Source organism: Aliterella sp. E5.1 (assembly GCF_057473825.1).
This window is the reverse complement of the sequence record NZ_JBYCCV010000043.1, coordinates 24,208-30,698: the sequence shown is the minus strand read 5'-3', so window position 1 is coordinate 30,698 and position 6,491 is coordinate 24,208. Positions and strand designations below refer to the sequence as shown.

General features: G+C 40.2%; 8 protein-coding genes. 2 read left to right on the top strand and 6 right to left on the bottom strand.

The features are described 5' to 3' along the window. Positions 1-155: 155 nt before the first annotated feature. The 4 genes from AC2VE5_RS14685 to AC2VE5_RS14670 form a co-directional block, all read right to left on the bottom strand. Positions 156-1,043 (bottom strand): alpha/beta fold hydrolase, encoded by an 888-nt coding sequence (locus tag AC2VE5_RS14685; protein ID WP_486888484.1) that lies wholly within the window; start codon positions 1,041-1,043, stop codon positions 156-158. Positions 1,044-1,125: 82 nt separating this feature from the next. Continuing rightward, a complete protein-coding gene (locus AC2VE5_RS14680; RefSeq protein WP_486888483.1) occupies positions 1,126-1,560 on the bottom strand; it encodes a hypothetical protein in 435 nt (144 codons plus the stop codon). 181 nt (positions 1,561-1,741) lie between these two features. Further along, complete coding sequence (locus AC2VE5_RS14675) at positions 1,742-2,371, bottom strand: ribonuclease H-like domain-containing protein (protein ID WP_486888486.1); 630 nt, start codon at positions 2,369-2,371, stop codon at positions 1,742-1,744. 4 nt (positions 2,372-2,375) lie between these two features. Further along, complete coding sequence (locus AC2VE5_RS14670) at positions 2,376-2,888, bottom strand: CAP domain-containing protein (protein ID WP_486888482.1); 513 nt, start codon at positions 2,886-2,888, stop codon at positions 2,376-2,378. 174 nt (positions 2,889-3,062) lie between these two features. Here AC2VE5_RS14670 and AC2VE5_RS14665 point away from each other — a divergent pair, with 174 nt between their 5' ends. Together AC2VE5_RS14665 and AC2VE5_RS14660 are read left to right on the top strand one after the other, a co-directional pair. Beyond that, positions 3,063-3,425 (top strand): translation initiation factor, encoded by a 363-nt coding sequence (locus AC2VE5_RS14665; RefSeq protein ID WP_486888485.1) that lies wholly within the window; start codon positions 3,063-3,065, stop codon positions 3,423-3,425. Positions 3,426-3,554: 129 nt separating this feature from the next. Continuing rightward, positions 3,555-3,716, top strand: coding sequence for a YqaE/Pmp3 family membrane protein (locus AC2VE5_RS14660; protein ID WP_486888481.1), 162 nt, complete (start codon positions 3,555-3,557; stop codon positions 3,714-3,716). A gap of 51 nt (positions 3,717-3,767) precedes the next feature. Here AC2VE5_RS14660 and AC2VE5_RS14655 read toward each other — a convergent pair whose 3' ends face one another. Both AC2VE5_RS14655 and AC2VE5_RS14650 read right to left on the bottom strand, forming a co-directional pair. Next, positions 3,768-4,571 (bottom strand): dienelactone hydrolase family protein, encoded by an 804-nt coding sequence (locus tag AC2VE5_RS14655; protein WP_486888480.1) that lies wholly within the window; start codon positions 4,569-4,571, stop codon positions 3,768-3,770. Between the two features lie 160 nt (positions 4,572-4,731). Then, entirely contained in the window at positions 4,732-6,324 is a 1,593-nt protein-coding gene (locus tag AC2VE5_RS14650; RefSeq protein ID WP_486888479.1) for an NAD(P)H-quinone oxidoreductase subunit 4, read from the bottom strand. Positions 6,325-6,491 lie beyond the last annotated feature (167 nt).

Genomic DNA, 6,491 nt, shown 5'->3' with positions numbered 1-6,491 from the left:
TCCTGCAATGTGCTGCACTTAATCCCATGATTCAATTAGGCAAACCAGATAGCTACAACGTGGAAAAATAATCATTAACTCTGCTAAGAGTTGGTGTGTCTTTTTTCTGTTTCATGCAACAAAGCCGTTTATAGCTCAAGTCCTTGCACCTAAGACTAGCTAGAGGTAAATTTAAGGATGTGTTGGGCGGTAAGTTGCGGCTGCTCTAAGTGAGGGACGTGTCCGCAATCATTGAGCCAAATTAGTTGACTATGAGAAATCGCTCTATTAAATTTTTCTGCGTCAGCTATACCTAGTATTCTGTCTGCATTGCCCCACAAAATTAGTGTTGATTGCTTAATATGAGCAAGTTTGTCTTTAAAGGAAGTATAGCCACCGCTTTGAGTAAAGGAGATTAAAGCTGTATTCCAATCAGGCATATTCAGATGCAAGGCTGCACATTGTTGAGCATCAAGGGAAGCAAGACTTCTGTCTTTGTAAGCAGTGCGGCTGATACTGGCGCGGACTTTGGGGTTGCGTAAAAATTGCGTAGCTAAATAGCCTAGGGGCGGAAACATAAATTTGCCCATTGCCGATCCAGCGCTAAAACCTGCGCTATCTATTAATACTAATTTTTTGACAGCTTGGGGATAATTAAGGGTAAAGTCGATAGCGGCTGCACCTCCCATTGATGCGCCAACTAATATTACTGGCTGATTAATTAGGGTTTTCCAGAAGGAGTATAAGTGAATTGCGATCGCACTTGGGCTAATTTTGATTTCTTTAGGTCTATCTGTAAAGCCAAAACCTAACAAATCTACTGCCCATGTTTGATTTTGAGTAGCAAGTAGTGGTAACAAGCGCCGAAATTCTAAAACGGAGCTATCAAAACCGTGAAGTAATAATATTGGCGTTCCGGTATTACCTTGCTGGACGTAGGAAGTTGCGATCGCTCTTTGACTTAAAGGGGTAGCTATTTTTTGATGCTTAATACTTTTGGCAAGATTTATAGATTCAGTTTCAGTTAGTTGAGCGATTAGTTTGGATAAAAAACTAATTTCCATAATTCACCGATCTTACAGACTATACAAAGTTAATCCCTCCTAAATTTAGGAGGGATTAGCTAAAAGCCAATTTTACTTTAAATTACTTACTAATATCTTTTAGAGCTTTTTGAGGTGCTTTAACTACTTCCTCTGCTGCTTCTTTCAATTGTTCGCCAGCTTTTTTTGTACCTGGATCAATCGGCTCGTCAAGATTTAGTTTTTCTTTGACAGTTTCAAAAATATTTTTTCCTTTATCTTCGGCGGCTCTATTTTTGATACTTATGCCTTCGTCTTCAAGTAACTTTGCTGATTTTTCGGCGTTATCTTTGATTCTATTTGCCTTGATTTCTGCTTCGCTTTCACCCCCATCAATTTTGTATTGAGTAGCTTCGGGCGTTACTGGCTCTGCTTGAGCTTGTAGTTGATTTCCGTGAATATCAAAAGCACTACTAATTAAAAATGTTAAACCTACGAGAAACACTGTTATGATTTGCTTTATGTTAATGCTTTGTAGCCAAGAAGTTACGCGCTTCATAATAAATACTCCTACCATGCTTTTGTCAATTAAACTACTTTGGTTACAGACGTAATCTCTGCAATCATTGCATTATAATCTTTGAATGTTTTGGATTTCTTCGCATCAGTCTAACGATATATAATTAGTTTTTGACAATGAAATAGATTATCTAGGTGAGTATATAGATAATCAATAATTATTAATGCTCAAACAAATCTTTGAACTGTAATAAATCTAAAGTAACTATAGTAGGTAAAGCTTCAAAGCATCTTGTAGCCAGATTTAATCTTTCTTCGCGTTCGAGCATAACAATTAACTTTTGTCTAGCACTTAGGAGATAACGAACATCATTAGAAGCATAATTTAATTGCTTATCCGACAAATTTGCTGCATTTCCCCAATCGGAACTTTGAGCGCTTTTGTCTAATTCTACGTTTTCTAATTCTTGGATTAACTCTTTTAATCCATGTCGATTTGTATAAGTTCTAGCTAATTTACTAGCAATTTTTGTACAAAATACTGGGGTGACGTGAATATTCAAATGCTGACGCAAAGTTGCTAAATCGAACCGGGCAAAGTGAAAAACTTTAATAACTTCAACACTTTCTAGTAATTGCTTTAATTTTGGAGCATCGGTTTGATTTTTGGCAATGCGGACTACTGTAACTATCCCTTGAAGATCGCATATCTGCACTAAACACAAGCGATCGCGCGTTGGCAACAACCCCATAGTTTCGGTATCTACAGCAATGGCTTCAGCGCTTAAATATTGCGCTAAGATATCGCCCTGAAGATCGCGATCGCATACTTGAAAGTCTGGTAATTCCATTAGGTTAACGGCGGTTGATAAATAGCTGAGTAAAGTAGTATTCATTCTTGGCATTTTTGGCAACGCCGATACCAGTCAAGTTGTATTGACCTTCAATATTAACTCGATGACCGTCACTTTTTATCCAACCATCTACAGCTTGCTTAGCGGGGTTAGAATATCCTTGATTGAAAGCAACATTTTCTGCGGCTGCACGATAGTTAATTTGGCTGCGAATCACAGAAACGCGCCCATCAAAACCTTGATGGCTAAAAGGAACTTTACCACTTGCCATATTTTGACTGTGAATTTTTGCCTGGGCGCTGATGCGCGAGTCGAGAGTTAAAGGCGGTAACTTGCACGACTGGCGATATTGATTGATTTGTTGGTGAATAGATTTTTCCATAGCTGACGGCGGTATGCTAGGAGAAGCGGCTACAGTGTCCGGCGATGGTAAGCCGATGTCTGCATTCAAAGGAACACTACAGCTAGAGATAGTAAGCATAGCGAACAGTATTCCTGGTAAGAGTTTTTGCATTATGGGCTATTTTCTAGAAATTTAGCGATAGTGAAAATAGGTGTCACAAAAGTTTCAAGTGTTGGGATAGTTTCATTATAAATGGTGGAGTGGCGCGGATTGTTCCCTTGGGTTCCCTCGGCGGTGGCGCTTGCACAAGTTAATATAGATAGGCTAATCCGCTTAATTATTTTTATGGCATCCCATAATCGCAAGTCTTCGGACTCGACTAAATCGAATGAAACCCGTTTTGTTTATCGAGAGTTTGGCGATAGTAATCCAGCTTTAGAAAGGGGAGTTGCTGACTTACCCCCGGCGGAGCAAAATGTCAGAATCCAAGCTTCGCGTAAAGGACGTAAAGGCAAAACTGTTACTGTAATTACTGGTTTTCAGGCTAAAAATGAAACTTTAACTGAACTTGTAAAAAAGTTAAAAACTCAGTGCGGTACGGGGGGAACAGTAAAAGAAAATGAGATTGAGATTCAGGGAGAACATACCCAAAAGCTTTTACAGATTTTGACGCAGTTGGGCTACAAAGCTAAAATTAGTGGTGGTTGAAAAATGATTCAATCTGTCTCTATAGAGATGTCATCAGTGCTAATTCGTGGCATCTTAAAAAAGTAATATAGTAGCTGTGATCGCCATAATGGCATCGTAAGGTTAGCAGCTACAACAAAGGAGACTACTATGGATATTATTCGCCTAATAGCTGCAATCTTTATACCGCCTCTAGGTGTTTTCCTTCAGGTAGGGATAGGAACAGATTTTTGGATAAATATTGTCTTAACACTTTTTGGCTACGTCCCTGGAATTATCCACGCTGTATGGATAATTTTGTCTAAAAAATAAGTTTTAAAGCGATCGCTACTTTTACTTAAGCGATCGCCTTAATATTACTATTTACGAAGATTTCTTGGCTGCAAATAGTTCGGCAAAAAACTGCTGCATATCTGCAAAAGAGCGTCTATCGGCAGTAGGGTTGTAAGCGACACCTTTGGAAGCATCTTTACCAGCTTCGGGGTTAGTAAAACTATGTACCGCCCCTCCGTACTCTACCAATTGCCAGTCAACTTTTGCTTGACGCATCTCGTTTTCAAAGGCATCAACTTGGGCTTCGGGAACTAAAGGATCGTCCGCACCGTGGAGAACTAAAACTTTACTCTTAATATTTGCTGCATCTTTGGGGTTGGGCGTATCTAAGTTGCCATGAAAACTAACTACACCTGCAACATTTGCACCGCTTCTTGCTACTTCTAAAACTGTAGTACCACCAAAACAGTAACCAATAGCAGCGATGCGGTTTTTGTCAGTAAGTTTGTTATCTTGCAATACCTTCAATCCTGCTGATGCGCGATCGCGCATCAGTTGGCGATCGGATTTATATATAGTAGCTTGGGCGGCGGCATCTTTGGGATTTGTTGGTCTAATCCCTTTACCATACATATCAACGGCGAAAGCGACGTAGCCAAGGCGTGCTAGTTGCTCGGAACGCCGTTTAACGTAAGGTCCTAAACCCGTCCATTCATGGACGATCATCACTCCTGGGCGTTGCCCTTTGATTGCGTCATCGTAAGCTAGATAGCCTTCTAATACCGTATTGCCATGCTTGTATTCGACTACTTGAGTTTGCACTTTGGCAAAAGCAGCCGTTGAGCAGACTAAAGCAACAATCGGTGCGATCGCTAAAGAGGATAAAACTTTCATGGGATAAGAACGTAAGAACATTGAAAAGTAGATAAATGGAAAATTATTCTAACGCGATTAATTAGAACTAAACATCTTGCCTAAGTAGAGCTACAAATAAAAAGTCCGCCTAGAGCGGACTTTTTAAACTTGTTTACGTAGATTAGAAACCCGACGTTTTCTATTGTGTATCCGAACTTGCCAAAGATGGAGCGCCCAAAGTCCGAGCATACAAGCTTGCGGGTTGTTGTTGAGCAATTACTGGCAATACGTTGCGTACTTGAGCGGCTACAGCTACAGTTTTTACATCATAAACTTGGGTAGCAATCTTAGGATACAAGCCGATACCAATAATGGGAACTAGCAAGCAAGCAGTAATAAATATCTCGCGGGGCTTCGCGTCTCCCAAGAAACTCTCAATTACTATGCCTGACTTTTGCTCTCCGTAGAAAGTTTGACGCAACATAGCGAGTAAGTAAATCGGGGTAAGAATCAAGCCTACTGCTGCTAGAAATACTACAACAACTTTAAAGCTAGAACTGTAAACGTCGCTAGTTGCAATTCCTAAAAATACTGTAAGTTCGCCGACAAAACCGCTCATTCCTGGTAAACCCAAGGAGGCCAAGGAACCCATTGTAAACAAAGCGAAGACTGTAGGCATTTGTTTTGCCATTCCGCCTAACTTTTCCATTGCTAGGGTGTGGGTGCGCTCATAAGTTATTCCAGAAAGGAAGAATAAACTAGCAGCAATCAAGCCGTGGGAAACCATTTGCAATACCGCACCACCGATACCAAGCTCAGTAAAGGAGGCAATTCCAATCAACACAAAACCCATGTGTGCGATGGAAGAATAAGCCAAGCGTCGTTTTAAATGATCTTGAGCAAAGGCAGCCAAGGAACCGTAAATAATATTGACTACACCCAAAATTACTAATACTGGGGCGAAATAAACGTGAGCATTGGGCAGCATCTCGATATTTAGGCGAATTAGTGCGTACCCGCCCATTTTCAGCATAACTCCCGCCAAAATCATCGATACAGGTGCGGAAGCTTCACTATGAGCATCGGGCAACCAAGTATGTAGGGGGAAAATTGGCAGCTTCACGCCAAAGGCAATCAAAAAGCCTGCATAGACAAGTAGTTCAAATACTTTGGGATATTCTTTATATCCCAAAGTCGTCATGTCAAAAGTTACAGTTTCACCGCAGAAAGCCATTGCTAAGCCTCCTACCAAAATAAATATAGAAGCTGCTGCCATATAGATAATAAATTTAGTGGCTGCGTAGCGGCGCTTTTCACCGCCCCATATTGAGATTAATAAGTAAACCGGAACTAACTCCAATTCCCACATTAGGAAAAATAAGAGCATATCTTGAGCGACAAATACGCCGATTTGGGCGCTGTACATCGCCAGCATTAAAAAATAAAACAGCTTGGATTTTTTTTCAACTTTCCAAGCTGCCAACATCGCTAAAGTAGTAATTAAGCCTGTAAGTAGTACCAAAGGCATTGATAACCCATCAACGGCTACCGACCACCTAATTCCTAACTGAGGAATCCAAGCATAACTATCAAATAACTGAAATGTAGATTCTTGTAAGTCGTAGCTAGACGAAAAGCAGTAAAGCATTAAAGCTAAATCTACAATTCCAACTCCAAGAGCATACCAACGGACAATTTTTGTTTTGTTGTCAGGAATGAAGGGAATGGCGAAGGCAGCCACTACAGGCAACAAAGTAATCAGACTCAACCACGGAAATTCGGCGCTAATCATAACTAAGGATTTATACCTATTGGCTATAGTTTTATTGTATGAAGCTAAGTGAATTTTTGTAAGGGGGTAAATCTATGGAAAATCCACTTTCTTCGTAAAAAACTTAGGCACAAATACTTAGGCGGGTACAAAATACTAAAGTTTTGTAAACTAAATCCAAAAATGGC

Excerpts from the sequence above, each read along its gene's own strand:
- AC2VE5_RS14675 (WP_486888486.1), bottom strand. The coding sequence starts at position 2,371 with ATGGAATTACCAGACTTTCAAGTATGCGATCGCGATCTTCAGGGCGAT.
- AC2VE5_RS14670 (WP_486888482.1), bottom strand. The coding sequence starts at position 2,888 with ATGCAAAAACTCTTACCAGGAATACTGTTCGCTATGCTTACTATCTCT.
- AC2VE5_RS14680 (WP_486888483.1), bottom strand. The coding sequence starts at position 1,560 with ATGAAGCGCGTAACTTCTTGGCTACAAAGCATTAACATAAAGCAAATC.
- AC2VE5_RS14685 (WP_486888484.1), bottom strand. The coding sequence starts at position 1,043 with ATGGAAATTAGTTTTTTATCCAAACTAATCGCTCAACTAACTGAAACT.
- AC2VE5_RS14650 (WP_486888479.1), bottom strand. The coding sequence starts at position 6,324 with ATGATTAGCGCCGAATTTCCGTGGTTGAGTCTGATTACTTTGTTGCCT.
- AC2VE5_RS14665 (WP_486888485.1), top strand. The coding sequence starts at position 3,063 with ATGGCATCCCATAATCGCAAGTCTTCGGACTCGACTAAATCGAATGAA.
- AC2VE5_RS14660 (WP_486888481.1), top strand. The coding sequence starts at position 3,555 with ATGGATATTATTCGCCTAATAGCTGCAATCTTTATACCGCCTCTAGGT.
- AC2VE5_RS14655 (WP_486888480.1), bottom strand. The coding sequence starts at position 4,571 with ATGAAAGTTTTATCCTCTTTAGCGATCGCACCGATTGTTGCTTTAGTC.